Origin of the sequence: Paenibacillus sp. LjRoot153 (assembly GCF_964253085.1) — a bacterium.
Classification (GTDB): Bacteria; Bacillota; Bacilli; order Paenibacillales; family NBRC-103111; genus Paenibacillus_E.
Genome location: NZ_CAXUQH020000001.1, coordinates 6,173,564 through 6,199,657, shown reverse-complemented (window position 1 = coordinate 6,199,657; position 26,094 = coordinate 6,173,564). Strand labels below are relative to the sequence as shown.

Here is a 26,094-nt window from a genome sequence, read left to right as displayed (position 1 = left end):
ACTGGAGGATTTATGAGTATTGCGCGCGAACCAGAACTGAAGGATATTAAAGAACTCAAAGAAGTCAGAGAGATTTCGATTTCAACCAAGTACTTAAATCGTGATTTGAGCTGGATCGAGTTCAATTGGCGTGTGCTTGAGGAAGCGCAGGATGCGAGTACACCACTGCTAGAGCGTGTGAAATTTCTGTCGATCGTATCGAGCAACCTCGATGAATTCATGAGTGTTCGTGTCGCAGGACTCAAGGATCAGATAAAGGCTGGCTATACCAAAAAGGATTTCACCGGCTACACACCGGCAGGACTCATTAAACGTATTATGAAGCGCACGGCGAAAATGGTGACAGAGCAGTACAAGACGTATCGAGAAGTGACGCGACACTTAGTGAAGGAAGGCATCGTTTTCACGGAATATGAAGACCTGAATACGTCTCAGAAGAAAGCCATGGACGCGTACTACCATGATATTATTTTTCCAGTGCTCACGCCGATGGCTGTCGATCAGAGCCGCCCATTTCCACTCGTACATAATCAATCCTTATATCTGGCCGTGTTGCTTGTTCGTGAGGGTGAGGATTTGGATGAAGAACCTTTTTTCGCCATTGTACAAATTCCTAGCAATTTATCTCGTTGTATTCCTGTTCCTACACGTTCCAATAGTAAAAAGACCGAGTTTATTCTACTTGAAGAGTTAATCGAGCATCACATTCAGTCCCTATTCAGTGGTTACATACCTATTTCTGTGCATGGCTTCCGAGTGACGCGAAATGCGGATTTAACGCTCAATGAAGAAGGCGCGGAGGATTTACTGGAAGAGATCGAAAAGGAGCTTAGGCGCAGACGCTGGGGCTCTCCTGTGAGGCTGGAGGTCCAAGAAGGTATCCATCCTTACGCTTTAGCACAATTACAGGATGAATTTGAGATAGAGGAACAAATATTTGAGATCGACGGCCCCTTAGACATCACGTATTTTATGAAGCTTGCCAACACATTGAATGGGTTCGATAATCTTCGTTATCCGCGCATTGTTGCCAAATATCCCGTTGAGTTTGAAGATACTGCAGATTCGGCAGACTTTTTCAATATTCTTAAAATGAAAGATGTCCTCGTTCATCATCCGTATGAGACATTTGACGCAGTGACGGACTTTATTGTCCATGCCGCCTACGATCCGCACGTATTAGCCATCAAGATGACCCTTTACAGGGCGAGTGGCAAATCACCGATTATTCAGGCATTGGCAAGAGCGGCTGAATCCGGTAAGCAAGTAACGGTGGTTGTCGAGCTGAAGGCTAGGTTCGATGAAGAGCGGAATATTGCTTGGGCGAGAATGCTGGAGAAGTCGGGCTGTCACGTGGTTTACGGGCTAGTAGGACTCAAAACGCATGCCAAAATCACGCTTGTCGTAAGGCAGGAGGAGCATACGCTTCGTCGTTATGTTCATGTCGGAACAGGTAACTACAATGATAGTACGGCGCGACTCTATACGGATGTAGGTTTGTTCACGTCGAACAGTGTTATTGGCGAAGATGCTTCTGCACTTTTCAACGAAATTACGGGATATTCTGCACCTCATGATTGGCAATCCTTTGCTGTCGCGCCAACAGACTTGAAAGATAAGTTGTTCGAGCTCATCGCACGTGAATCAGCGCATGCTAGAGCAGGTCGGCCAGCTCAGATTATTGCGAAAATGAACTCGCTATCGAATCAAGAAATGGTGGATGCGTTATACGCGGCGTCACAAGCTGGCGTGAAGATCGAACTCATCATTCGAGGTGTATGCTGCTTAAGGCCTGGTGTGCCTGGTCTAAGTGAGAATATTACCGTTCGGAGTATTGTAGACCGATTCCTGGAACATTCACGGATTTACTATTTCGAAAATGGGGGGCATGTCGATGTCTATCTGTCTTCGGCAGATTGGATGACGCGTAATTTAACTCGACGAATTGAGTTGATGTGCCCGGTTTTGGACCGAGAAATGAAGAAAATGATGATTCAAATTCTAAACGTGTCACTTCATGATAATGTCAAAGCAAGAGAGCTCATGTCCAATGGGATGTATACGCGCATAAAAAATGAACTGACCCCCTATCGGAGCCAGTTCGAGGCGATGCGAATTACTTCATGGAAAAAACTTCGGCTTGAATCGTGAGCTTAAGTCCCCAGATTTTTTCGAAATCTTTGGTGAATGCGTTAAGCTCCTTGAGCTCCAAATAAGGATTGTGAGCGCAAAGCAGATTGAGATTCATTGAAGTGTCATTGCGCTGGATACTGATGACCGCTTGAATGGGCTGTGTCTCGCTAGCATCCATGGCCATGGCAATCTTAAGGACGGCTCCAAGCTTGATGATTAAGGTAACATCGGATTCCAGTAAGAGGTCCTTGTACACAAGTGCCTGCTGCTGGGTCCGATTTTTTGTTTTGAATGTTGCGATTAGAGAAGCAAGGACAATCTCCCGATGACTTAGGCCGTCAATATGAGCTTCTTGAATCATATACTCAGTGTGCTTAAGGTACTGATAGTAATGGACGCTCACACCAATACGGTACAAAAGAGCTGCAGTGTGCAGCAACAGCCTGCCGCGTGCTTCTAAATCTGTCGATGGCGCTAGCGCATCGTAGATTTGCATCGCTAAGGTATCAATATGCCGGACATGCGTGACAGCTGCATTCGAGTGAAGTGTCAAAATATTCTGGATGCTGGCTTCCAATACATTAGCTTTCACGGGTTGTTTCGGATTATTGGTTTCAAAGAATAGACCGTCGCGCAAGCCAGACCCGCTGATGAGACAAGATGAGGATTTCGCTGCTTCGAAGATCGTCTCTAGAATAAGCAGACCAGGCACCATTATATCAGCTCGTTCTTTGGCGAGGCCGTCGATCTTCTTCCTTTTCTCAATAGACAATGTGGATAAAAGCAACGAGAATTCCTGAAGCTCACCTGGCTTCATAACGTAATTATGAGCCAACTGAAGCGGGTATTTATTTCGCTTACGGCTCATTTTCCCGAGTGTCCGGATCGTCCCGCCTAGTCCGACCATAGGAAGATTGGGGGAATTCATAATCCATGGCTGAGAAGCTAAGGCTTCATGTACCATTTTGCGAATATCAGCCATCTCTTGATCAGTTAGATTAGCGCCTTTCATAAATTGTCGCGTGGTATTCACGGCTCCGAAAGGAAAAGAGACACTTTGTACTAACTCCCGATCCTTTACGAAAGAGACCTCCGTGCTTCCGCCACCAATATCAATAATCATGCCATTGCGGAAATCCATGGAGTTAATGACGCCTAAATATCCATAACGGGCTTCCTCAAAGCCGCTCAAAACCTCAATAGTCAGACCCGTTTGTTCCTCGAGAATACGTACGATTTCTGACGTGTTGGCAGCGTTCCGAACAGCTGCAGTTGCAACGGCACGAACGGTTGTAACAAATTGAGACTGGCATAACCTGGCATAGTGGGTTAAGATAGGAACGATTGAAATAATATCTTTGTTATGTAAGATGCCATCAGGACCCATGCGTTCGCTAAGTCTTGCGGAATCTTTATGCTCACTCACGACGCGATAAGCTCCATGGGCATTTATTTCATAAATGACAAGTCGGATGGAGTTGGATCCGATATCGATGATGCCAATCCTAGTTGCAAGGTTGCTCATAGTGTCGCTCCTTTTTAACTCAATTCACGGATTCATTGGTTACATTGTATCAATCTCGCACTAGGTCTACAAATTTTTCCGTGCACACTGCATAATTCGGGGAAATTAACAAAAACTTGTATCGTGTGTTTGGAACCTGTGTACGAAAAATGGTGTGAAAATTCCGCCAAAAAGAAAACTTATGATAGTGATAATGAACTTCTATGACCCCTTTTGTTCACTTAACGAGTAAAATACTTTATTATTAAAAGAAGAAAACAGCAATATTATGCTAATAGAGTAGCTAAGGAGAGATTCCCATGTCTGCAACCAAAGGTTTAGAAGGAATTGTAGCCACAACCTCGTCGATCAGCTCCATTGTAGATGGCGTGCTTACGTATCGCGGGATTGATATTGATGACCTCGCAGAAAATGCGACTTTTGAAGAAGTTATTTACTTACTTTGGTTCGGCAAATTGCCTACTCAAGCTGAGCTTGAGAAATTGCAAAGCGACCTGAACGCATACAGCAAAGTACCAGATGCGGTAATTGACCTTATTCGTACATTCCCGAAAGATGTAAATTCGATGGCTGCTCTTCGTACAGCTGTTTCTGCACTTGCGCTGTATGATGACGAAGCAAACGATTCGAGTTCGGAATCCAATGTACGTAAAGCGATCAAGCTGCAAGCACAAATTCCAAGTATTATCGCAGCTTTCGCACGTATTCGTGAAGGCAAAGAGCCAGTAGCTTCCCCAGGATATTCTTCTGTTGCTGCTAACTTCTTGTTCCAACTAACGGGTAAAGAGCCGGATAAAGTTGCAATCGAAGCGTTGGACAAAGCATTAGTACTGCATGCTGACCACGAGTTGAATGCATCGACATTCGCTGCGCGTGTAACTGTTGCAACACTGACAGATATCTACTCCGGTATTACTTCCGCAATCGGCACACTCAAAGGACCTCTTCACGGTGGTGCTAACGAAGCGGTAATGGTTATGCTTGAAGAGATCGGTACTGTTGAGAACGTTGTTCCTTACATTAACGATAAATTAGAGCGCAAGGACAAAATCATGGGCTTTGGTCACCGCGTATATAAAAACGGCGATCCTCGTGCAAAGCACTTGCAAAAAATGTCTTATGAGCTTGGTAAATTGACGGGCAACCTGAAATGGTACGAAATGTCCATTAAAGCAGACGAGTTGGTAACAGGTCTTAAAGGTTTGAAACCTAACGTAGATTTCTACTCGGCATCCGTATACACGACGCTAGAAATCCCACGTGACTTGTTCACGCCGATCTTCGCGATCAGCCGTACTTCCGGTTGGGCAGCTCATATTCTTGAGCAGTACGAGAACAACCGCTTGATCCGTCCTCGTGCAGAGTACACAGGTCCAGTTAACCAAAAATATATCCCAATTGGCCAACGCTAATTGTAAGTTATTTAAGCTCAAGGTGCGGGCAGTTCAGTACCCATCCCCAGGTCATCTGGGGGAGTACTGCGACTCCCGTCACTTTTTGTGTGCCTAGCTATGCACAACATATAGATAAGAAATCATTTTCATACAAATTTGAGGAGGAACTATTCACATGCCACAATTCGAAACTTACGAGCTACCAACAGAAGGACAAAAAATCACAATCGAAAACGGTGTACTTCAAGTCCCTAATAACCCAATTATCCCTTTCATCGAGGGTGACGGTACTGGTCCTGACATCTGGGCAGCTTCCGTGCGTGTTCTAGATGCTGCTGTTGAGAAAGCATATAAAGGCGAGAAGAAAATCGCTTGGTACGAAGTATTTGCTGGTGAGAAAGCATTCAACAAATTCAACAACTGGTTGCCGAATGATACATTAACAGCTATGCGTGAATACATCGTGTCCATCAAAGGACCTCTAACTACACCAATCGGTGGCGGTATCCGTTCCCTGAACGTGGCACTTCGTCAAGAGCTAGATCTTTACGTATGTTCCCGTCCAGTTCGTTACTTCAATGGTGTTCCATCCCCAGTTAAACGTCCTGAGTTGGTTGACATGGTTATTTTCCGTGAAAACACAGAAGATATCTATGCAGGTATCGAGTGGGAAGCTGGTTCCGAAGCTGTTAAAAAAGTGATCTCCTTCTTGCAAAATGAAATGGGCGTTAACAAAATCCGTTTCCCAGAAACTTCAGGTATCGGTGTTAAACCAGTATCCTCCGAAGGTACAGAGCGTTTGGTTCGCGCTGCTATCGAGTACGCAATCAAACATGGCCGCAAAACGTTAACATTGGTACACAAAGGTAACATCATGAAGTTCACAGAAGGCGCGTTCAAAAACTGGGGTTATGAGTTGGCTGAGCGTGAATATGCTGATAAAACATTTACATGGGCACAATACGATCGTATCAAAGAAGCAGAAGGCGCAGAAGCTGCAAACAAAGCACAAAAAGACGCTGAAGCTGCTGGCAAAATCATCGTAAAAGATGCGATCGCTGACATCGCGCTTCAACAAGTATTGACGCGTCCTACTGATTTCGACGTTATCGCTACTTTGAACTTGAACGGTGACTACCTATCTGATGCACTAGCTGCACAAGTTGGTGGTATCGGTATCGCTCCAGGAGCTAACATCAACTACTTGACTGGTCACGCAATCTTCGAAGCAACTCACGGTACAGCTCCTAAATACGCTGGTCTTGATGTTGTTAACCCAGGTTCTGTTATTCTTTCCGGCGTAATGTTGCTTGAGCACCTTGGCTGGTTGGAAGCTGCTGAGCTGATCTACAAAGGCTTGGAAACATCCATCAACAACAAAACAGTTACTTATGACTTCGCACGCTTGATGGAAGGCGCGAAAGAAATTAAGTGCTCTGAGTTCGCGAACGAAATCATCAAAAACATGGCTTAATTCGTACCTATAGTTGAGTTAGACAAAAGAATATGAGGAGGTATATTTTAAATGGCTATTCGTCGTAATAAAATTACCGTTGTTGGCGCGGGTTTCACAGGTGCTACTACTGCTCTAATGCTAGCTCAAAAAGAACTTGGGGACGTTGTTCTACTCGATATTCCGCAATTAGAAAACCCTACAAAGGGGAAAGCACTTGACATGCTTGAGGCAGGTCCTGTGCAAGGCTATGACGCTCAAATCACAGGTACATCCAGTTATGCGGATGCAGCTGGCTCTGACATTGTCATCATCACAGCAGGGATCGCTCGAAAACCGGGAATGAGCCGCGACGATCTTGTTAACACAAATGCGGGTATCGTGAAATCCGTTTGTGAGAACGTGAAGGAAGTTGCTCCTGATTCTATCGTGATCATTTTGAGTAACCCTGTTGATGCGATGACTTACGTCGCTTACCAGGCGCTTGGTTTCCCGAAAAACCGCGTTATCGGTCAATCCGGTGTACTTGATACAGCCCGTTATCTAACGTTTATCTCGCAAGAGTTGAACGTATCCGTTGAGGATGTGAAGGGGGTTGTTATCGGCGGACACGGTGATGACATGGTACCACTCGTGCGTTACACATATGCTGGCGGCGTGCCTATTGAGAAGCTGATATCAGCTGATCGCATCGAAGCCATCGTTCAACGTACACGTACTGGCGGCGGCGAAATCGTTAACCTGCTTGGTAACGGTAGTGCATACTACGCACCAGCGGCTTCCCTTGTGCAAATGACGGAAGCTATCCTAAAAGATAAAAAGCGAATCATTCCTACAATCGCGCTACTTGAAGGCGAGTACGGCTATAATAACCTGTTCATGGGTGTTCTGACGGTTCTGGGTGCTAACGGCATCGAGAAAATTATGGACATCGAATTGACAGAAGCTGAGAGATCAGCTTTGGACAAAACAGCTGAATCCGTACGTAACGTCATTAAAGTTGTAGCGGGTTAATCTACTTATAATGAAGGGCCAACTTCCTATTGAACTAGGAGGCTGGCCCTTTTTTTGCAGAATGGCTTACAATCTTTGAAGTTCCTAAGAGGTATGTTACTATTAAGCATTAGAGTTTTAGTTCATGGTTAGTAAATAAAGCCCATAGTAGGTGCAAATCGAAGGATGAAGAATGTAGTCAAAAACGAAAGTTTACAAATGATCGTTATCGCCATAGCTACGGCCATTGGTGAACAATTCAAGATAAATCCCTTTAGCAATGATTTTTTTCGCATTGGTCTTGGTGTCAGTATCTTTTTGTTTTTTTTATTGCTCATGCCGCATCTATCTTATGTGAAAACGGGCATTCTTACTGGGATTGTAAGCATAATCGTTCAGTCCGTAGATTGGATTACTCATGTCCACTCATTTACTGTTATGGAGAGCTTACAGAATAATGTTGCAGCCGGTTGTTACTATATTGTATTTGCTTTTGGAATGAGCAAGTTTCAAAAAAGAATGAATGAATTCCATCCCTTGATCTTAGGGGGATATATAGCATTAATTGATTTCGTTGCTAACGAGACGGAGATCATCTTACGTGGGATATTCCTTGGCACGAATACCTTTTATTTTGGAGAATGGTTCCTTATTATAGTCATAGCGTTAGTACGAAGTTATTTTGTAATCGGTCTGTACAACAGCATTGTTATAAGTCAGATGCGATTTCTTCATGTTGAGCAGGAAAAGAGGATGGAGCAGATGCTGAACATCAACTCGGGTTTATATGGAGAAGCCTTTTATTTGAAAAAAGCGATGGATACAATAGAGAATATTACCGGGGATAGCTATGATCTCTATCGGGAATTAAAGGGGGATAATCTCCAAGATTACAGTCTGCGTACGTTAGGAATCGCCCAACAAATTCATGAAGTAAAGAAGGATTCCCAACGTATTTTGGCAGGGTTATTCAAATTATTCGATAGCGAAGTTGTCGTGAACATGAGCCTTTCGGAGATCCTGCATTTTGTTGTAAAGGGAAATCAAACCTATAGTGAAATGCTGAAGAAAAAGATTCGCATTGCAAAAGAACGGACATTTGATCTCCAGACTTCGCACTATGTGCCTTTACTGACGATCATGAATAACTTGGTGGCAAATGCGGTAGAAGCTATAGAAAAGAGCGGAACCATCCATATTCGGGTTTATGAAAAAGAAGAAGATGTATGTTTTATCGTTACAGACTCCGGAAAAGGAATTCCTGATCATAAGAAGGAGATCATATTTGAACCAGGTTATACAACGAAATACAATGAAGAAGGGATAGCGGCAACCGGCATCGGTCTTTCTCATGTACGCGATATTATTCATTCCTTAGGGGGAAGTATCGCTGTAGGAACATCAGAGAAAGCAATCGAAACTCAGTTTGTTGCTCGTCTCCCCAAAAAAAGTCTAATTCAAGAGGGTGGAGTCGTTGGCACTTTCAATAATAATCGTTGATGATGATGCTGTCTGCAGAAGTATGCTGCAAGATATTATTGATGAATCCGGCATTGGCGAGGTCATGGGGACTGCGGAAGGTGGAAATGAGGGTTCCCGAATGATTCTTAAATCGAAACCGGATGTTGTGTTGATCGATTTATTGATGCCCGATCAGGATGGTATTGAGACCATCACACAATTAAAAAACAGTGGTTATCATGGGAAATTTATTATGATTTCTCAAATCGAAAATAAGGACATGGTAGGAGAAGCCTATCAAAAAGGAATCGAGTTTTTTATTCATAAGCCGATTAATCGTGTGGAAGTAGAACACGTATTGAGTAAAGTCAATGAGCAGTGGAAATATGAGCGCTATGTTTCTGAGATAAAGCAGTCTTTAGCAAGATTGGATATCGTAGAACCATCAACGGTTCGGAAAGAACGAAAAGTTCGTGATGTTGTAAAGACGATTCTAATGGATTTGGGGATCATCGGTGAGATTGGCAGTAAAGATATTGTGGCTTTAATGGAGTATGCGATCGAACAGAGACAGGTAACTAGTTTCCCCCCTTTAAAAGAATTGTATGAGGCTGTGGCCCACACCTATAAACAAAGTCAGAAAGATGTTGAGAAAGAAAGTAAGGCGATAGAACAACGCATTCGGCGGACGATCATGGCTGCTTTAAATAATATGGCTTCCATTGGTTTAACCGATTATAGCAATCCTAAGTTTGAATATTATGCACCGCTTTACTTTGATTTCCAGGATGTTCGTATGAAAATGAAAGTCATGGATGAAGAACAAGTTCCCGAAAAAGGAAAAGTAAATATCAAAAAGTTTTTGCAAGTTTTTTATATGGAGACACTTGAAAAATTTAATAGTTGAATAGGGAATTCAACCTCTTAAGTCTGGATTTTGTAAGGACTGGAGGTTTGAATTTCTTTTTTTTTAATCACTGTGATGTATCATCACATGAAGTAGATGTCTATTTAGAATGTAATCGGATACAAAATTTACAAGCTGGAAGTGATTGTGAATCATGTGAACTTTATTTTCATGTGTTGTAATTAATTTTGTAGGATTCTGTAAGTTACTGTAGAGCATCAGATAGGATTTAATCATAAAGAGATCGCATCAGTCGATCAAACATTTTATCGAGGGAAAGGGGTATTTATATGAAAAAAGGTTTATCAATCGTACTGGGAACGGTTATCGCTTTATCGCTTAGTGCTTGTGGAAATGGTGCAACTACGAATAAGACTACGGAGACTACTCAGCCAGCAAAAACAACGACAGTTAAGAAATACTCGTTCGGTACGGATGCGACATATCCCCCTTTTGAGTTTCAAAAAGAGGGGAAATACATTGGAATAGACATTGATTTAATCAACGCAATCGCCAAAGAAGAGGGATTTGAAGTTGATTTAAAACCTATGAATTTTAAAGGAATTATACCCGCAATCACGGCAAAACAATTGGATGGCGCTTTGGCTGGTATCAGTATTACGGATGAACGGAAACAGGTAGTTGGTCTTTCGGATCCGTATTACCAAGCGGGACTTTCGCTAATCGTTCGAGAAGATAATACTACGATCAAAACCCCGGAAGATTTGAAAGGGAAAGTTATTGCCATTAAAAAGGGAACTTCCGGAGCTAAGCTTGCAGATGAATATGCTAAAACATATGGTGCGCAGGTTAAATATTTCGATGATAGCCCCTCGATGTATCAGGAAGTCGCAAATAAAAACGCAGATGTAACGGTGGAAGACTTTCCGGTGATCTCCTATAAGATTGCTGTTGATCCAAATTCCAAGCTGAAAATCGTTGGCGATCGTTTGAATAGCGATTTTTACGGTATTGCGGTCAGTAAAGATAATGAGGAATTGTTGAAAAAAATCAATGATGGACTTAAGAAGCTAAAAGATAACGGAAAATATGATGAAATTCTCAATACGTATATGGGAAAATCCACAAAATAAATAACACAAATGCTAACCTTTTGTTATCCCATGTTGGATGGTTTTCAGAAGGTTAGCACTATTATGAATTCAACTTAAGGAAGGGGTGGGGTCAGGTGACTTCCTCACTGCAAGTTATTTTAGATGCACTACCCATGTTGTTAAAAGGCTCTTTAATTACTTTTAAAATTGTTGTCATTTCTTTACCGATTGCTTTTGTTATAGGTTTAATTACGGGTTTGATGAATGTTTCTTCCAGTAGAATCTTGCGAACTATAGCTACTTTTTATGTTGATATCATTCGTGGAACACCGCTATTAGTGCAGGTCTTCTTTGAATATTTTGGTATACCTGCTTTCTTCGATATTCGAATACCAGCAGAGACCGCAGGTATTATTGCCATCAGTTTAAATGCGGGCGCCTATATATCGGAGATTTTCCGTGGTGGTATTATCTCTATTAATAAAGGACAGATGGAAGCGGCACGCTCATTGGGATTAAGTAAATGGTTAACAATGCGATTGGTCATTTTACCACAAGCGATTCGCCGGATGGTGCCTGCTTTTGTTAATCAATTCATTGTAAGTATAAAGGACACTTCTCTATTGTCCGTTATTGGAATTAACGAGTTGACACAGCGCGGGGAAATCATAATCTCTGCGAACTATCGTGCTTTTGAGATATGGGGAGTCGTGGGTATCATCTACTTCATTATCATCTATGTTTTATCCCTCTTATCTCGCGTATTAGAGAGGAGGTATGCATCCCAATGATCGTCGTAAAAAACCTGAAAAAGAGATTCGGTACGAACGAGGTACTGAAAGATATTTCGACAAAGATACAGGAAAAAGAAGTGGTTTGCGTTATCGGACCCTCGGGTTCAGGTAAAAGTACATTCCTGCGATGTCTGAATCTTCTTGAGGATGTGACATCTGGAAAAGTAGTCATTGGCGATGTAGAGGTCAATTCTCCGAACACGAATATCGATCAATTACGCGAAAATGTAGGCATGGTGTTCCAACTTTTTAACTTATTTCCTCACTTAACCGTATTGGAAAATATTATGCTGGCTCCGAAACACATTAAAAAAATAGATAAGCAGCAAAATGAACAAAAAGCCATGGAACTGCTAAGTAAAGTGGGTCTGGCTGCAAAGCGGGATGCTTATCCTGACCAGTTGTCGGGTGGACAACAGCAGCGTGTAGCGATTGCCCGTGCGTTGGCTATGAATCCGCGTGTCATGTTATTCGATGAACCAACTTCGGCGTTAGACCCCGAGATGGTCGGCGAAGTGCTGCAGGTGATGAAGGATTTGGCCCATGAAGGAATCACCATGATTGTCGTCACGCATGAAATGGGCTTCGCTCGCGAAGTGGCAGACCGTGTCATTTTCATGGATGGGGGGTATATCGTAGAAGAAGGAACACCTTCAGAATTATTCGATTCACCCAAACACGAACGTACCCAAGCATTTCTTAGCAAAATTCTATAGACGGATTTATCCGTATTGCATCAAAATTACGTTAGGAGTTAATCATCATCATGTGCAACGATCAGACATCAGGACAAGCAACAAGTAAGAAAAAAGGAACGGTTGAGCGGTTTACGTCTAGTGGTTTTATTTTGGCCGCGATTGGCAGTTCAGTAGGGCTCGGTAACATGTGGAAGTTTCCCTACATAACAGGTAAACATGGCGGGGCTGCCTTTTTCCTGTTGTTCATCATTTGTTTAATTATTGTAGGCTTACCCATTTTGCTTGCTGAGATGACGATTGGCCGCGGAGGCAGAGGCAATGCTTCGGTATCCTTTTTTAATCTTACAGGTAAAAAGTACTGGGGTGCGTTCGGATTGCTATCCATCCTAACCGCTTTCATGATCATGTCCTACTATGCAGTAGTCGCGGGATGGACGCTCCATTATACGGTAGAGTCGTTTAGCGGCTTTTTATTTCAAGAGGGATCCGACTATAAAACCAAGTTTCTATCGTTCGCTTCGGGCTACTGGCCTATCTTCTGGCAGGCTGTTGTTATGCTGACTACGGGCTGGATTCTCGCCAAAGGGGTCTCCGGTGGTATTGAGAAATTCAATAAAGTTTTGATTCCCGGTTTTCTCATCATCCTGCTGATTCTTATGGTTCGTTCGCTTACACTGCCAGGGGCAGCAGCAGGGGTGTCCTTTTTCTTAAAACCGGACTTCTCCAAGCTGGATGCGGAGTCTGCGCTAGTTGCTTTGGGACATGCGTTTTTTTCATTATCGCTCGGGATGGGATGTATGTTAACTTATGGTTCATATGTGGAAAAAAGACAATCGCTCGGTACTGCGACGCTCGCCATCGGTTTCGGTGATTTGGTGTATGCATTCATCGCAGGTCTTGTCATTTTCCCTACGGTGTTTTCTTATGGGCTTCAGCCTAGTGAAGGCGTAGGCTTGGCGTTCATGGCGCTGCCGGCAGCATTCTCTCAAATGCCATTTGGTTTTTTCTTTGGTGGTTTGTTCTTCTTATTGCTAGCCATTGCTGCGTTGACTTCTGCCATTTCCATCTTGGAAGTACCAGTCGCTTATGCCATGCATAAATGGCAATGGAACCGCAAAAAATCAGCGATTATTTTATCCATTGTTTGCTTCTTGGTAGGTGTTCCTTCTGGACTTTCAGTCGGGGGAGTGCTGGGGGACTTCCATCCCGGAGGTAAAAGTATTTTTGATTGGATGGACTTTATTACTTCCTACGTTCTGATGCCATTCGGTGGATTAGTTGTAACCTTGTTTACGGGATACGCATGGAAAAAGGCTGGAGAAGAAGCAGGGTTGAAGGGCTTCTGGTATAAAGCCTGGATGTTCTTGCTTCGTGTAGTAGCACCCGTACTCATCGTTTGCGTGTTCTTACATTCAGTAGGGATAATCAAATTTTCTTAATCCGAAACGTTTATGATCGGACATTCGTGCTGAGGATAACAGTGAACTAAGAGGTCGACACTTTTTTTTGTGGTGATGCACAAAAAGTTGTTGTTTTTGTAAATTAATTTCCAGAAGCTATCCCATGAGCATGGCCTATGATACGATATGTATAGCCAAATTACATTGGTTAATTATTCCATAGGATGGTGGGAATTGATGTTGAGAAGAACTTGGTTGCGCAAGAAAAGCTGGCGAAGATTGTTGGTTACCGGAGCAATATTTAGTACATTGGTAAGCGTCGTACCGCAAGCATGGGCAGAAGGACCGAATGATCCAGCACCAACGATTACTCCTGCATCCCCCAATGGAAAAAAGGTATTGTTTGATAATACCCATGGTCAAACCGCAGGAGCGGCAGATTGGGTGATTGACGGGGCTTTCTCTGATTTCGCAAATGCGCTAGGAAACGCCGGTTACTATGTGAAGGAGTTACGTAAAAGTACAACACTTACACTCTCGGACTTATCTGCTTATGATGTTTTCGTCATAGGGGAAGCTAATATTCCTTATAAAACCACAGAACAGAGCGCCATGCTGCAATATGTGCAAGCAGGCGGAAGTATTTTCTTCATTGGTGATCATTACAATGCGGATCGGAATAAGAACCGTTGGGATTCATCCGAGGTATTCAATGGCTATCGTCATGGCGCTTGGACGAATCCTGCATTAGGGATGAGTACCGAAGAGGCTGCATCAGCAGCGATGACAGGCGTAGCAAGCTCGGATTGGTTATCTACGAACTTCGGGGTACGTTTTCGATACAATGCGCTAGGAGATATAACGGCGAACAATATTGTGAGCGGTGCGCAGGCGTTTGGCATTACAAGTGGTGTTTCCACAGTTGCTATGCATGCGGGTTCGACGTTAGCTATTACAAATCCTAACAAAGCGAAAGGTATTGTGTATGTACCATCCACAACGACGAAATGGGCGAGTGCTGTGGATCAAGGGGTATACAATGGTGGAGGCGTAGCGGAAGGACCGTATGTGGCTGTAGCGAAGGTAAGCGCTGGTAAAGCAGGCTTCATCGGTGACTCCTCCCCTGTTGAGGATGCGACGCCAAAATATAAGAGGGAAGAAACAGGTGGTGTGAAAACGACCTATGCCGGTTTCCAGGAGCAGAATGACGCAACCTTGCTCGTCAATATGGTCAATTGGTTAGCCACCAAAGAGAGCTACACGAGTTTGACTCAGGTGTCTGGATTGACTTTAGACACGACGACCACACTATTCACATGGGAACAGCCGGCCAACACGACGGAGCCGCAAGCGGAGCCATGGGCAGCACCAGCAGCAGGATATAAGTGGTATGATCCGACGACTTTTAAAGTAGGGTCATATGGAATTCCTACTTCTACGAATACAACGGATCCATTTGCTTTCGTTCATCAAGCTCAGCTGCCGAATCATTACGTATTCCAAGTAAAGATTATTATGAATGGGTTAGGAGCTAACTCCACAACCACTGGCTATAATATAGGTATTTACAACAGCTCTGGAACGCAAGTGGCGAAGGTACAGAATAGTGATGGCTCATGGCCAGCTGCGTATGGATATAGCACGAGCTTCTCGATGACAGCGAATGCGAGCGGGCACGCAGAAAAGATTGTGAATGTCCAAATCAATACGACAGCATCTGGAGCAGCGAGCATGCGGATTAGACAGAATACAACGAATAAGTTCACGGAAGCTGTAACGATTGCGAATGTAGCAGCAGAACCGCTGCCTTAGGGACTACCATTATTTTAGAACAACCCTTGTTCCTGTATGGAAGCCTTCGCACGATTTGACAACAGAAGGATCGAAAGGTCATTCAATGTCAATGCTAGAAGGCTCCCCGCAGGGAGAACAGGGGTTGTTTTCTGCTTATTTAGTCACAGTTTTATGGAGATATGGTGAATTTGTAGGGATTTTGACATCGCTTTCTTGTTACCCACAATCTGATTCTGTATACTAAAAGAGAACGATTCTAATTAAAATTGCGGAGGTTGACTTAATGCCAGAATCAGTGCAACATGTTATGCTTTTTTTACACGTAATTAGTGCTTTATTGCTTGGATCTTATGTTGTTTTCCCTTTCATTGTAGGACGAGCTGCTGGCTTATCCGGCGCAGGACAAGAAAGCTTCATGGGACTACTGTCTACGCTCAACCGAATTGGTCAGTTTTCCTTGATTGTTACCTTCATCTCTGGAGGAGCGATGGTCAGCGAAGGTAGTTTCTCTGGTTTGTGGATGGCGCTCGCTATCATTTTACTCGTAATTGTGGGGGCAGTTACAGGAATGATCGGTGGCCGCATCAAGAAGTTGAGAGCGAACAGTGCAGCAGGGAAAAGTACATCAGCGGATGCTGCGAAAATTAAAACATTCAGCTGGATCGCTTTTGTAGCGGTTATCCTAGCTATTGTGATTATGACAAACCCTCAAATTTTGGCTTAGTTTTAGAGTGGTGTGAAGAACCTCCTTTCCATGAGTAAGTGGAAAGGAGGTTCTTTGGTGTTTGTTCGATGGACTCTCAGCCCAGCTAGTTGCCGGATCTGCTGAATAGATGGATTTTGTACAGCTAATTCTGCAGAATTTGAGGAGTTTTTTGATATAGATGGATTTTGTACAGCTAATTTCAGTCTTATCGGCCTAATGACCAAATTAGCTGCATGAAATCCATGTAAATCAGAATTAAAGGTGGAAATTGAGAAAATAGCTGGAGGTTTTCCAGTTAGTCTAGTCTGAGGCTGAGATTATTTCGGATCTGCAATATCCAGTGTGATCTCATCCAGTGTTTTCTCGAAGGAGGCACTCATGTGCTCCAAGAAGTAATCGACTTCCGGCATGTTCATCTTTTTCAAGCTTTCGAGAACTTGCTGCTTGGCAACGACAAACTCACGATTGCCGGTGGAGAGCTCAGTTAAACATTTGATGTAGGCTTCGATCAGATCAGCGGCCTTCACCCAGCGGTAGAGCTCAGGGTCAGGATCTTGAATGAGGCCGCGATAGATGCTGCTAAGCGCAGGTGGTATCGTGCCGATCAGCCGTTCTACGGCGACGTCTTCGATCTCGCGGAAATTTCGCAGAATTTGCTCGTTGTTGTGCTTTACGGGCTGCGGGATGTCACCCGTCAGCACTTCGGAGGCATCGTGGAACAAGGCGATAGAGACGACGCGGTCGGTCGGTACATTCCCGCCATAGACTTCGTTGGAAATGGTGCACAGCATATGCGCAATTGAAGCTACGTAGAAGGAATGCTCGGCTACGTTCTCGCGGCGCGTGTTCCACATGAGGCTCCAGCGGTCGATATATTTGAGACGATATAAGTAAGCAAAAAAGTGATGATTCATGGGGTTGAGCTCCTTCATGTTCGGATGTGCGGGAGGCTCGCTCCCGCCAAGGGCTACTTCACGCTCGGCGCCACCCGAACAGCCACCTTACCGGTGGCCGGGGTGTAGACGAGCGACTGCCCGATCAGCGCTTGCAGATCGTCAAGCGCGATCGTGACCTGCCCGTGCTCGCGCAGCACGGGCTGCCGCAGCCGGACGCGCGCGCCGTCGCCGCGCGTCGCGGTTGTGGCATTCACCCCCAGGGTGAATGCCGCTTGCCCGAGGCGGAGGCGCAGCTCTCCGCCTTCCGCCGTTGCGCTGCCGCCGAGCTGAGCGGCAGCAGCGGCCGCGTCCACGCGCAGCGGCGCGCTGCCCGGCAGCGCCGTAACCCGGCGCTGGATCGAGCGGTGCAGCAGCTCCGGCGTGATGCCGGGGCTGCCCGCGTTGATCCGCGGGATCAACATGAGATCGGCGCTGCGCGTCGCCATCTCGGGCGAGATCGTGAAGGCGTAGCGGATGCCCGCCTTCTTTACTTGCTCCGTCGCCGCAGGCGACGTGATGCCGAACGGGTAAGCCATCGCGTCGAGCGGCTTATTATCAGTAAGCGGTGCTAGCTTGCCGATGCAGGCTTGTGCATCCGTAAACACGCGCTGCTGGAGAGTATCGGCGGTGTCGCCTTCGACCCTGCCCACAAGCGCGGCTTCCCCACTTGGGACTTTGTGGTGTAGGTTGTCTGTGTGGCATCCGATGTCAATGAAATTCGTGGCATGCGTCATTTCACTAATCTGTTCCTTGGACATCGACGGAATATAGGAGGCCAAGGGGTTCGCTAAATCGGTTGTAATGACGAAGTTGACAGCGGGTATGCGCAAGCTTTTGAGAATTGGATAAGCCCCTGTAAAAAAGCTCTGATACCCGTCATCAAAAGTGACCAGCACCGCGTTTGAGGGTACCGTTGCGCCTGCCATGTACATTTTGAACTCATCTAATGAAATAAAATGATAGCCTTTGCTGAGCAGTGATGTTAGCTGATTCTGAAACAGAGCACTTGTGATTGTGCTTGAGCTCGTATCTGTGTCATGGATGTGATGATACATCAGAACGGCAACCTGATCTTGGTAGTAAATGGTCTCGGAACGTTCAGCCTGCAAGGGGGTTAGCAAAAGCGTTAACCCTAGTAGACTGACGAGAACCGAAATCGTAATCCTTTTATACATGTCGGCGAATCTCCTTGTTTTGCTCACAAGAACCGTCGAACTGTTCCTATGAGGTATGGTATAATGGTTTATATTCTTTAAGATTATGCGGGTAATTGAGAGGAGCTAGAAATCGTTATGCAACATTTTTATCAAAGTGTTTATGATTTGATTGTAGAAACATCCACGAATCTTCCTGGTGATGTTCGTCGTGCGGTACAAGCCGCGCAAATAAAAGAGGATAATGGCACGCGTTCCGCATTGTCGCTATCCCGAATTGCCGATAACATCCATATGGCGGAGACGAATGTATCCCCGATTTGTCAGGATACAGGAATGCCAACGTTTATTATACACTGTCCAGTTGGGGCAAACCAAATTGTTATGAAGAAACATATTCTTGAAGCGGTTGCGAATGCGACGAAAGCTTCCAAACTTCGGACGAATTCCGTAGATTCGCTTACGGGTGCTAATAGCGGGGATAACCTCGGACCAGGAACACCAGTTATTCATTTTGAACAATGGGAACGCGACGATGTGGAAGTGAAGCTCATTCTCAAAGGCGGCGGCTGCGAGAACAAAAATATTCAATACAGCCTCCCAGCTGATCTGGAAGGCGTAGGCAAAGCAGGCCGTGACCTCGACGGGATTCGCAAGTGTGTTATGCACGCCGTGTATCAAGCTCAGGGTCAAGGCTGCAGCGCAGGCTTTATCGGTGTTGGCATCGGCGGCGATCGGACGAGCGGTTACGAGCTTGCGAAGCATCAATTGTTCCGCCATGTAGACGATGTAAACCCACATCCAGACCTTCGTAAAGTTGAGGAGTACGTGATGGAGCACGCGAATACGCTAGGGATTGGCACGATGGGTTTTGGTGGTCAAGTCACTTTGCTTGGTTGTAAAGTGGGCGTTATGAACCGTTTGCCAGCTAGCTTCTTCGTTTCTGTGGCGTATAACTGTTGGGCGTTCCGTCGTCAAGGCGTGATTCTAAATGCGGAAACAGGCGAAATCAATGGCTGGTCTTATCCGAGAGGTGTTGAGGTTTCCTTCCAAGAGGCTTTCGAAGCAAGTGCGGAAGAAGCTAGAAACACGCCGCAAGAAGAGCGTCGCGAGATCGTATTGACAACTCCGATTTCGGAAGAGCAAATTCGCAGCTTGAAGGTCGGTGATGTGGTCGTTATTAATGGAACGATGCATACTGGACGCGATGCCTTGCACAAATATTTGATGGATCACGATGCCCCAATCGATCTAAATGGTGCAGCAATCTATCACTGCGGCCCGGTTATGGCCAAGGATGATGCAGGTGAGTGGCACGTGAAGGCTGCTGGGCCGACAACGAGTATTCGTGAGGAGCCTTACCAAGGCGATATTATTAAAAAGTTCGGCATTCGCGCGGTGATTGGTAAAGGCGGCATGGGTCCAAAAACGCTAGCAGCGTTGAAAGATCACGGCGGCGTGTACTTGAATGCCATCGGTGGTGCTGCACAGTACTACGCACAATGCTTCAAAAAGGTTGAGGGTGTTGACTATCTGGAATTCGGTATTCCAGAAGCGATGTGGCATCTGGAAACAGAAGGCTTCGCTGCGATTGTAACAATGGATTCACACGGCAACAGTTTGCATGCAGATGTAGAGAAGAATTCATTAGAAAAACTGGCAGCACTGAAAGAGCCGGTATTCAAATAATAATTTCCTTATGATGATCTTTACCTTTACAAAAAAAATACTGGATTAGCTGTAGAAATTAGGGTTACTATTTAGAGTAGCCCTTTTTCTATATGTTATAGACTACATCGGCACACAACCCTGTTGGAGGTTCATGCATCCATGACCAAATTTCGTGCAAAGCTAACCCTGATTTTAATCTTATTAATTGGATGCTCGATGTTGGTTGCCGGTATTTTCATGGCAAAGGTTCTCGAGAGTTCACATGTGAATTCATTACAAGAAAATATGGAGCGAGAGCTTCATGTGATTGCTTCCAGTGGTGTATGGGATTATCAAGGGACGGACGCGGAGTTGATTAAGTATTATACGGCGCAGGCCCACCGGCTCAAAGACGCGACAACGGAGCGGTTAACGTATGTACGTGCTGACGGCAAGGTACTCGGTGACTCCGATCAACTGCCAGAACAGATGGACAACCATTTAACAAGACCGGAAATTACAGCAGCCGCTAAGGATGGAATTGGATATACGACGCGTTATAGTGACACGCTGAAAGAGAATATGTTATATGCCGCTATTCCGGTTAAAAATGAAGCCAAAGTGACAATCGGGTATTTACGAATTTCATTGAGCTTAGCCCAAGTAGATAAATCCATTCGCAGTCTCTGGTATTTCCTTATTTCAGGACTGGCAATCCTCTTTGTCGTTGCAGGTATTGTCAGCTATCGGATCGCCAAAGGGATAACACGACCGATTGAGAGAATGACGAAAGTCGCGCAGCAAATAACGAATTTGAACTATGAATCTCGTGTTCCTGCTTATCGGAATGATGAGGTGGGGGAGCTTGGGCAAGCGATTAATCGTATGTCCGAAAGCTTGCAAGGGCAAATGGCGCGCATTCAAGAGAATGAACGCAGACTGCAAGGCGTCATGGAAAACATGATGAGCGGCATTATGATGATTGACCGTGAAGAGCGGATTATGCTGCTCAATCCTTCGGCTGAAGCGATTCTGGGCTTTTCTTCCCAGGAGTTATTAGGGAAGAAATATAATGAAGCGAAGCAGCAGTATGATTTTACCAAAATGATTCAAGAATGCATTGAGCTTCAGGAACCGATTTCGGACGAGATGATGTTCTATTACCCGGCTGAACGTATTCTGGATATTCATTTGAGCCCTATCGCACATGAGGATGAAGAATGGTCAGGCGTGCTTATCGTGCTCCACGATATCACGGCGGTTCGCAGATTAGAGCGAATGCGCAGTGAATTCGTGGCGAATGTCTCCCATGAGCTGAAGACGCCGATTGCGGCAGTTAAGGGCTTCGCGGAGACGCTGCTGGCAGGCGCGTTGAACGATAAGGAAACGGCGGTATCGTTTCTGCAAATCATTTTTGATGAGAGTGAACGGTTGAACCGATTAATTGGGGATATTTTGGAGCTCTCGAAGATTGAATCGAAGCGGATTCCGATGAATTTCTCACCTGTTTATTTGCCTGAATTTCTAGAGAGATCGCTTAGTGTATTACGGAAAGAAGCAGAGAAGAAGCATATCGAGCTCAGCATGATGGTAGAGGATGATATGTATATTGAAGCGGATGAGGATCGATTGCGACAAATCATCATCAATTTGCTGTCCAATGGCATTGCCTATACGCAAGATGGCGGGAAAGTCAGGCTTCGTGTAGAACCCTTGGAGACTAATGTTGACGGGGATTATGAGCGACTGCGCATCATTGTTTCGGATACGGGAATGGGGATACCGAAGAAGGATTTGCCGCGTATTTTTGAACGGTTTTATCGGGTAGATAAAGCGCGATCCCGAAGCTCAGGCGGTACAGGACTGGGGTTATCCATCGTTAAGCATCTAGTGGAAATGCATAAAGGAACGATTCGCGTTGAAAGTGAAGTGGGTGTAGGCACGAAATTTATTATTGAGTTGCCTGTGATTCATTAAAATAGGCTGATAATTTGTTGCGGATTTACACCGCGATGACGAAGGCTTTACAATGCCTTTACATTTGTGTGATACACTGGGGTTGTGCATTGTTAATAAACTGTAAATGCGGGGGATCCCATGGCACAAAAGATACTAGTTATTGAAGATGAGCCGACATTGGCTCGGTTGTTATCTTATAACCTTTCGCAGGAAGCCTATGATACGAAGGTGATTGATCATGGTGGAGATGGCTTGCAGGAGGCGCTTCAGCAGTCGTATGATTTGATCATTTTGGATATTATGCTACCGGGACTTAGTGGCTTTGAGGTGTTGGCAAAGCTTAGGCAGAAAGGAAATCGAACGCCTGTCATTATCCTCACGGCTCGTAACGCAGAAGATGAAGTCGTACAGGGCTTGAAGCATGGGGCAGATGATTATATCACGAAGCCATTTGGGGTCGCCGAGCTGCTTGCGCGTGTGGCTGCTGTCTTGCGGCGTACACAATCGGATGAAGCAGCTGCGGATATAGCCAAGTCGAATGAGAAAGTCATTCAGGCGGGTGAGCTTCGTATTTATCCAGAGAAATATGAAGTTGTGCTAAATGGCGAGTCGATTCCGTTGCGTCCTAAGGAATTTGAAGTTCTGCTGTATCTGGTCCAGCGACCAGGTGTAGTTGTTACTCGAGATGATCTCATGAATATCGTGTGGGGCTTCGACTATATCGGGGGGCAGCGTACAGTTGATGTGCATGTGAGCTCTCTACGCAAGAAGCTGGAAATGAATCAGCAATCTGTACAGATTGATTCGATACGCGGCGTGGGGTACAAGCTTGTAGCCACGATGATTAAAAAGTAAGTAGCATGGATGCTGATTAGTCAGTGGCCGTGCTTTTTTTTTAATGTGATAACACAATTGCATACAATCATCGCAAAATCGGGAATTTTATTAACGGTGGTATTGGGTATAATTAGTATATACATACGAGTACTGTCATTTTGAAAATTTGCAGGATCATTATAGAGGAGGAACATCATGTCAACGACGTATCGGATCGCAATTATTGGGTGTGGAGGGATTGCCACTGGCAAACACATGCCTAGTCTAAGCAAATTGGACAATGTAGAAATGGTAGCATTCTGTGATATCGTTTCGGAGAAAGCACAGGAAGCTGCTGCGAAATTTGGCAAGGGAGAAGCTCGTGTTTATGAAGATTATCGTGAGGTATTACAAGATAGCTCTATCGATATCGTTCATGTGTGTACGCCGAATGATTCCCATGCGGAAATTACGATTGCTGCATTGGAAGCTGGCAAGCATGTTATGTCAGAGAAGCCTATGGCGAAAACAGCAGCTGACGCAAGACGTATGGTTGAAGCGGCTAAACGTACTGGTAAAAAGCTAACAGTCGGCTACAACAATCGTTTCCGTGGTGATAGCCAACATTTACATAAGCTTTGTTCCGAAGGCGAGCTTGGTGAAATTTATTTCGCGAAGGCACATGCGATTCGTCGCCGCGCGGTGCCTACATGGGGCGTGTTCCTCGATGAAGAAAAACAAGGCGGAGGCCCGTTGATCGATATCGGTACGCATGCCTTAGATTTGACGTTGTGGATGATGAACAACTATGAGCCAGCGGTTGTTTTAGGGACGTCCTATCACAAGTTATCCCAGCGTGAGAACGCGGCGAATGCTTGGGGTCCTTGGGATCCAGCTAAGTTCACAGTGGAAGATTCCGCATTTGGCATGATTACGATGAAAAATGGCGCTACGATTATTCTTGAATCAAGCTGGGCGTTGAATACGCTTGAAGTCGATGAAGCGAAATGTACACTTTCCGGAACGGAAGGCGGCGCTGATATGAAAGGTGGTCTGCGCATCAACGGTGAGAAGCACAGTCGCTTATTCACGACAGACGTGGAATTGCAAGCGGGCGGGGTTGCTTTTTATGATGGAAAGGCAGAAGTTGCCTCAGATCTAGAAATGAGATTGTGGATTCAAGCGATAGAGAACGACACGGATCCAGTTGTTACACCAGAACAAGCGTGTGTTGTGTCTGAGATTTTAGAAGCCATTTATGAGTCAGCGAAAACAGGTAAGGCTGTTTACTTCGACTAGTTCTATTTCCTGGGAAATGGTTAATGATGCGAAAAATCCCTTCTTCCGATTCTACTATCGGTTGGAGGGATTTTTTGTTGTTTTTCGATGCTCGCCAGGCGTCGTGCCTGTGCGTTGTTTGAATATTTTAGAAAAATGATGTAAATCAGCAAAGCCGCAATAGTCGGAGATGGATTCAAGACTGTGCTCTGTATTCGTAAGTAATTCCTTCGCATGGTGAATGCGCATCTGCAATAAATATTGGTGCGGAGACGTGCCATAACGTTGCTTGAAAAGAAAGCTGAACCTAGAAACAGATAGATTGGCGCGACTCGCCATGTCCTGGACTGAAATGGGATCACTTAAATGATTAGAGAAATAAGAGGTGATCCAGTTTAAGGATGGAGCTAATGAAGGGACATCACGTTGATAGGGTTCCAAAATAGAAAGAATGATGTCTAGCATCAACTGCTGTGTTCTCAGTTGGGTAAACGAATTAGGCATATGGAAAAGCTCAATGGTTTGCAGCAATTTTTCTTTGAGAAGAAAGGGGTCCTGTGGCTGGACATGTACGGGAACTTGAGTCATGAACAGGTCTTGAAGGGTTGGCTGCATCAGATGGCTGTAGGCAGAAAGATCAATTTGCCCTGGTCGGGTGGGAAAGCTATCTGCTCGCTCGGGATTATAGGCGATGTCAAAATGGAGAAAAGGTGTGACCGTGTTCGTTAGTCCCTCTAAAGAAAGCAGGCTGCCTGGTTGGACGAGGCAGAATTGACCTGAATAGAACATATATTTCTGATGATCGACCCAGAAACAGCAAGTACCCTCTTGGATGTATACCAATAAATAATCCAAGAGTCTACGTTCTGGATAGTTCCATGGTCTGCGTACGGCAAAGTCACATTCTCTGATGTAAGGGACAATAGGTGGGGAATCTAGTAATTGTTGCAGCATGGAAGACCTCTTTTCATATAAATTCCCAAGTTTTTCGGACGATAGGTGCTGTACGCTACTCTTATTCTAGTGCAGGTGGCATACTGAAATCCAGTTGTTTTTGACAAATCAATAACCTTGTTTGACAAAGATTATAAGGCAGTTGGGTCGTATAATAAAGCTATAAATAGACAAATTGAGGTGCATAGCGCATGAGTAATCTTGAAGCTAATCCAATCCATGCATTGCCGTTATTAGAAGACTGTTATACGTTGTCGAAGGAACAGCAGGAATGCTATCAACGAGATGGTCATATCGCTCTTCGAGGCGTAGCGAGCGAAGCTGAGATCCATGTGTATGAGCCGATCATATCCAACTTGGTGAAAACGTTGAACAACCAAGATAAACCACTAGATCAACGTGATACGTATGGGAAGGCGTTTATTCAAATTTCGAATTTATGGGAGCAAAGTGAAGCGATCCGACGTTTCGTTTTTGCTAAGCGTTTTGCCAAGATTGCTGCTGACTTAATGGGCGTTGACGGCGTTCGCATGTATCATGATCAAGCGTTGTACAAGGAACCGCATGGCGGTCATACCCCTTGGCATCAAGATCAAATTTATTGGCCGCTGGATACCGATAAAACGATTACGATGTGGATGCCGCTTGTGCCGATTTCAGAGGCAGTAGGGTCCATGACATTTGCTTCGGAATCCCATCTCATTGGCTACATTAATAAAATGGTTATTTCCGATGAATCCCATCGTACTTTGGCAGGATATATCGAGGGTAAGGGCTTTGAGACAAAGTCTCATGGCGCGATGGCAGCAGGGGATGCTACGTTCCATGCTGGATGGACGCTGCATAGCGCACCTGGCAATCCGACGGATACGATGCGCAAAGTTATGACCGTCATTTATTATGCGGATGGCTTGCGGATTGCTGAACCGGATAGTAAAGCGCGTGAGAGTGATTTGAACAGGTGGTTCCCTGGCTTGCAGCCGGGGGAGCTGGCAGCCTCTGAGCTGAATCCATTGTTATATAGCCGTAAATAAA

The 26,094-nt window shown here is 45.0% G+C and carries 21 protein-coding genes; 17 read left to right on the top strand and 4 right to left on the bottom strand.

Going from position 1 to position 26,094, the window contains the following annotated elements:
* The first annotated feature begins 12 nt into the window (after positions 1 to 12).
* Positions 13 to 2,151, top strand: coding sequence for a polyphosphate kinase 1 (gene ppk1 / locus ACSQ8P_RS26725; protein WP_436237969.1), 2,139 nt, complete (start codon positions 13 to 15; stop codon positions 2,149 to 2,151).
* Here ppk1 and ACSQ8P_RS26720 read toward each other — a convergent pair.
* On the bottom strand, positions 2,117 to 3,658 hold the full coding sequence (locus ACSQ8P_RS26720; protein WP_436237968.1) for a Ppx/GppA phosphatase family protein: 1,542 nt from the start codon (positions 3,656 to 3,658) through the stop codon (positions 2,117 to 2,119). The genes ppk1 and ACSQ8P_RS26720 overlap by 35 nt on opposite strands.
* A gap of 299 nt (positions 3,659 to 3,957) precedes the next feature.
* Between ACSQ8P_RS26720 and citZ the strand changes: the two genes are divergently transcribed.
* From citZ to ACSQ8P_RS26665, 11 genes are all read left to right on the top strand, one after another.
* Positions 3,958 to 5,070, top strand: a complete 1,113-nt coding sequence (citZ, locus tag ACSQ8P_RS26715) for a citrate synthase (RefSeq protein WP_436237967.1) — start codon at positions 3,958 to 3,960, stop codon at positions 5,068 to 5,070.
* 157 nt (positions 5,071 to 5,227) lie between these two features.
* The gene (gene icd, locus ACSQ8P_RS26710; RefSeq protein ID WP_436237966.1) at positions 5,228 to 6,526 is read left to right on the top strand and encodes an NADP-dependent isocitrate dehydrogenase; all 1,299 of its coding nucleotides are present in this window, start codon (positions 5,228 to 5,230) and stop codon (positions 6,524 to 6,526) included.
* 51 nt (positions 6,527 to 6,577) lie between these two features.
* Positions 6,578 to 7,519, top strand: coding sequence for a malate dehydrogenase (mdh, locus tag ACSQ8P_RS26705; protein WP_436237965.1), 942 nt, complete (start codon positions 6,578 to 6,580; stop codon positions 7,517 to 7,519).
* Between the two features lie 165 nt (positions 7,520 to 7,684).
* A complete protein-coding gene (locus ACSQ8P_RS26700) occupies positions 7,685 to 8,998 on the top strand; it encodes a sensor histidine kinase (RefSeq protein ID WP_436237964.1) in 1,314 nt (437 codons plus the stop codon).
* Positions 8,973 to 9,866 (top strand): response regulator, encoded by an 894-nt coding sequence (locus ACSQ8P_RS26695; protein ID WP_436237963.1) that lies wholly within the window; start codon positions 8,973 to 8,975, stop codon positions 9,864 to 9,866. Before ACSQ8P_RS26700 ends, ACSQ8P_RS26695 begins: the two co-directional genes overlap by 26 nt.
* 290 nt (positions 9,867 to 10,156) lie before the next feature.
* Positions 10,157 to 10,960: a transporter substrate-binding domain-containing protein gene (locus ACSQ8P_RS26690; protein ID WP_436237962.1), complete on the top strand. Its 804-nt coding sequence runs from the start codon at positions 10,157 to 10,159 to the stop codon at positions 10,958 to 10,960.
* Positions 10,961 to 11,055: 95 nt separating this feature from the next.
* Positions 11,056 to 11,712, top strand: coding sequence for an amino acid ABC transporter permease (locus ACSQ8P_RS26685; protein ID WP_436237961.1), 657 nt, complete (start codon positions 11,056 to 11,058; stop codon positions 11,710 to 11,712).
* Positions 11,709 to 12,431, top strand: a complete 723-nt coding sequence (locus tag ACSQ8P_RS26680) for an amino acid ABC transporter ATP-binding protein (RefSeq protein ID WP_436237960.1) — start codon at positions 11,709 to 11,711, stop codon at positions 12,429 to 12,431. The genes ACSQ8P_RS26685 and ACSQ8P_RS26680 overlap by 4 nt, the downstream gene beginning before the upstream one ends.
* A gap of 50 nt (positions 12,432 to 12,481) precedes the next feature.
* Positions 12,482 to 13,852, top strand: coding sequence for a sodium-dependent transporter (locus ACSQ8P_RS26675; protein ID WP_436237959.1), 1,371 nt, complete (start codon positions 12,482 to 12,484; stop codon positions 13,850 to 13,852).
* A 198-nt stretch (positions 13,853 to 14,050) separates the two neighbouring features.
* Positions 14,051 to 15,625, top strand: coding sequence for a DNA-binding protein (locus tag ACSQ8P_RS26670; RefSeq protein WP_436237958.1), 1,575 nt, complete (start codon positions 14,051 to 14,053; stop codon positions 15,623 to 15,625).
* 265 nt (positions 15,626 to 15,890) lie between these two features.
* Positions 15,891 to 16,331 carry a hypothetical protein gene (locus tag ACSQ8P_RS26665; RefSeq protein WP_436237957.1) on the top strand — a complete coding sequence of 147 codons (441 nt, stop codon included), beginning with the start codon at positions 15,891 to 15,893 and terminating at the stop codon, positions 16,329 to 16,331.
* A 299-nt stretch (positions 16,332 to 16,630) separates the two neighbouring features.
* Here the strand turns inward: ACSQ8P_RS26665 and yfbR are convergent, their stop codons facing one another.
* Positions 16,631 to 17,227 (bottom strand): 5'-deoxynucleotidase, encoded by a 597-nt coding sequence (gene yfbR / locus ACSQ8P_RS26660; RefSeq protein ID WP_436237956.1) that lies wholly within the window; start codon positions 17,225 to 17,227, stop codon positions 16,631 to 16,633.
* Positions 17,228 to 17,280: 53 nt separating this feature from the next.
* Positions 17,281 to 18,423 (bottom strand): polysaccharide deacetylase family protein, encoded by a 1,143-nt coding sequence (locus ACSQ8P_RS26655; RefSeq protein WP_436237955.1) that lies wholly within the window; start codon positions 18,421 to 18,423, stop codon positions 17,281 to 17,283.
* Between the two features lie 117 nt (positions 18,424 to 18,540).
* Here ACSQ8P_RS26655 and ACSQ8P_RS26650 point away from each other — a divergent pair, with 117 nt between their 5' ends.
* The 4 genes from ACSQ8P_RS26650 (at position 18,541) to ACSQ8P_RS26635 (ending at position 24,126) form a co-directional block, all read left to right on the top strand.
* Positions 18,541 to 20,091: a fumarate hydratase gene (locus ACSQ8P_RS26650; RefSeq protein WP_056624020.1), complete on the top strand. Its 1,551-nt coding sequence runs from the start codon at positions 18,541 to 18,543 to the stop codon at positions 20,089 to 20,091.
* A gap of 141 nt (positions 20,092 to 20,232) precedes the next feature.
* A complete protein-coding gene (gene pnpS, locus ACSQ8P_RS26645; RefSeq protein ID WP_436237954.1) occupies positions 20,233 to 22,029 on the top strand; it encodes a two-component system histidine kinase PnpS in 1,797 nt (598 codons plus the stop codon).
* A gap of 120 nt (positions 22,030 to 22,149) precedes the next feature.
* A complete protein-coding gene (locus ACSQ8P_RS26640) occupies positions 22,150 to 22,866 on the top strand; it encodes a response regulator transcription factor (protein WP_056624013.1) in 717 nt (238 codons plus the stop codon).
* Between the two features lie 177 nt (positions 22,867 to 23,043).
* Positions 23,044 to 24,126, top strand: coding sequence for a Gfo/Idh/MocA family protein (locus ACSQ8P_RS26635; RefSeq protein WP_436237953.1), 1,083 nt, complete (start codon positions 23,044 to 23,046; stop codon positions 24,124 to 24,126).
* Between the two features lie 54 nt (positions 24,127 to 24,180).
* Here the strand turns inward: ACSQ8P_RS26635 and ACSQ8P_RS26630 are convergent, their stop codons facing one another.
* Complete coding sequence (locus ACSQ8P_RS26630) at positions 24,181 to 25,059, bottom strand: helix-turn-helix domain-containing protein (protein WP_436237952.1); 879 nt, start codon at positions 25,057 to 25,059, stop codon at positions 24,181 to 24,183.
* A gap of 191 nt (positions 25,060 to 25,250) precedes the next feature.
* Between ACSQ8P_RS26630 and ACSQ8P_RS26625 the strand changes: the two genes are divergently transcribed.
* The gene (locus tag ACSQ8P_RS26625) at positions 25,251 to 26,093 is read left to right on the top strand and encodes a phytanoyl-CoA dioxygenase family protein (protein WP_436237951.1); all 843 of its coding nucleotides are present in this window, start codon (positions 25,251 to 25,253) and stop codon (positions 26,091 to 26,093) included.
* The last annotated feature ends 1 nt before the right edge of the window (position 26,094 follow it).

Excerpts from the sequence above, each read along its gene's own strand:
- ppk1 (WP_436237969.1), top strand. The coding sequence starts at position 13 with ATGAGTATTGCGCGCGAACCAGAACTGAAGGATATTAAAGAACTCAAA.
- ACSQ8P_RS26720 (WP_436237968.1), bottom strand. The coding sequence starts at position 3,658 with ATGAGCAACCTTGCAACTAGGATTGGCATCATCGATATCGGATCCAAC.
- citZ (WP_436237967.1), top strand. The coding sequence starts at position 3,958 with ATGTCTGCAACCAAAGGTTTAGAAGGAATTGTAGCCACAACCTCGTCG.
- icd (WP_436237966.1), top strand. The coding sequence starts at position 5,228 with ATGCCACAATTCGAAACTTACGAGCTACCAACAGAAGGACAAAAAATC.
- mdh (WP_436237965.1), top strand. The coding sequence starts at position 6,578 with ATGGCTATTCGTCGTAATAAAATTACCGTTGTTGGCGCGGGTTTCACA.
- ACSQ8P_RS26700 (WP_436237964.1), top strand. The coding sequence starts at position 7,685 with ATGAAGAATGTAGTCAAAAACGAAAGTTTACAAATGATCGTTATCGCC.
- ACSQ8P_RS26690 (WP_436237962.1), top strand. The coding sequence starts at position 10,157 with ATGAAAAAAGGTTTATCAATCGTACTGGGAACGGTTATCGCTTTATCG.
- ACSQ8P_RS26680 (WP_436237960.1), top strand. The coding sequence starts at position 11,709 with ATGATCGTCGTAAAAAACCTGAAAAAGAGATTCGGTACGAACGAGGTA.
- ACSQ8P_RS26675 (WP_436237959.1), top strand. The coding sequence starts at position 12,482 with ATGTGCAACGATCAGACATCAGGACAAGCAACAAGTAAGAAAAAAGGA.
- ACSQ8P_RS26670 (WP_436237958.1), top strand. The coding sequence starts at position 14,051 with ATGTTGAGAAGAACTTGGTTGCGCAAGAAAAGCTGGCGAAGATTGTTG.
- ACSQ8P_RS26665 (WP_436237957.1), top strand. The coding sequence starts at position 15,891 with ATGCCAGAATCAGTGCAACATGTTATGCTTTTTTTACACGTAATTAGT.
- yfbR (WP_436237956.1), bottom strand. The coding sequence starts at position 17,227 with ATGAATCATCACTTTTTTGCTTACTTATATCGTCTCAAATATATCGAC.
- ACSQ8P_RS26655 (WP_436237955.1), bottom strand. The coding sequence starts at position 18,423 with ATGTATAAAAGGATTACGATTTCGGTTCTCGTCAGTCTACTAGGGTTA.
- ACSQ8P_RS26650 (WP_056624020.1), top strand. The coding sequence starts at position 18,541 with ATGCAACATTTTTATCAAAGTGTTTATGATTTGATTGTAGAAACATCC.
- pnpS (WP_436237954.1), top strand. The coding sequence starts at position 20,233 with ATGACCAAATTTCGTGCAAAGCTAACCCTGATTTTAATCTTATTAATT.
- ACSQ8P_RS26640 (WP_056624013.1), top strand. The coding sequence starts at position 22,150 with ATGGCACAAAAGATACTAGTTATTGAAGATGAGCCGACATTGGCTCGG.
- ACSQ8P_RS26635 (WP_436237953.1), top strand. The coding sequence starts at position 23,044 with ATGTCAACGACGTATCGGATCGCAATTATTGGGTGTGGAGGGATTGCC.
- ACSQ8P_RS26630 (WP_436237952.1), bottom strand. The coding sequence starts at position 25,059 with ATGCTGCAACAATTACTAGATTCCCCACCTATTGTCCCTTACATCAGA.
- ACSQ8P_RS26625 (WP_436237951.1), top strand. The coding sequence starts at position 25,251 with ATGAGTAATCTTGAAGCTAATCCAATCCATGCATTGCCGTTATTAGAA.